Raw genomic sequence first — 969 nt, forward strand, 5'->3', positions numbered from 1 at the left:
CAGCTGCTAAGCCAGCAATTGACACAACCATCAATGCCATTGCCGTTCCTGCTCCCGGGCCAGCCTGTGTTACTTTTACAGCTGCATCCGCAACCTGTTTGATCCCAACACCAGCAAGAGCAATTCCTGCCCCTAGAGCAACCAGAGACAACGCCTGCCCTGCTAACTGTCCGAACGAAACCGATGCCTGCGTAACACCTGGTGCTGCCTGCGCAGCGGATGAACCCAAACCTGTAAGCTTTGAGGCAAAACCGCCTGCTTTCGATGCAACACTGCCGAAATGTGATGCCAGGCTTGAAGCACCTGTGATCAATTTCCCACCAGTGCTGATAACCGGTCCGGCAGCAGCTGATAACAGCGCAGCCTTAACAATCAGATCCCGCGTTGACGGATTCAACCCTTCCCAGATTTCGCTTCCCTTCTGCAAAATCGGTACAAGTGTCTGCACCGCCGACGTGATAGATGGCATAACTGCCTCGCCGATCTGATACCCAAGCACCATCAGATTGTTGAGCACTGTTTGCCACTGATCGGCAGGGTCCTGCATTGCATCAAATGTATCAGCTGTAGACCCTAGTGCATCCTGAAGACTTGTCTGCGATTGCGTAAACATGTCCGCGTTCAATGTTCCATTGTTAAACAGCTCATATAGTTTTGCGCCTGCCCGTGTTCCGAAGATGGCTACCGCTTCATCGGAGCTCCCTACTGCCTTCTGAAACTCCTCCTGCATGCTGACACCATCCTGCATAGCGGATGCCTGCACGCGCGTAAGACCCATCATGACCGTCTGCACATCAGCACCGGATTTCTCCAACTGGCCAAGCAGAACCGCAGAATCCGAGGCATTCAATCCCATGCTCTGCAGCGCGGTGCTGTTCTGCACCATCAGCTGTTCCAGAGTGTCCATGCTGATGCCGGTATCCTGACCAACCTTATTTAAGGTGTCAAGCATTGCGCCAGCGTCGTCAG

General features: G+C 53.5%; 1 protein-coding gene. It reads right to left on the minus strand.

The window, feature by feature from the left end:
- Nucleotides 1–886, minus strand: an 886-nt coding sequence (locus tag C1714_RS13740; RefSeq protein ID WP_210115368.1) for a phage tail tape measure protein, incomplete at its 3' end; no start/stop codon positions are given.
- Nucleotides 887–969: the final 83 nt, after the last annotated feature.

Source organism: Galactobacillus timonensis (assembly GCF_900240265.1).
GTDB classification, from domain to species: domain Bacteria; phylum Bacillota_I; class Bacilli_A; order Erysipelotrichales; family Erysipelotrichaceae; genus Bulleidia; species Bulleidia timonensis.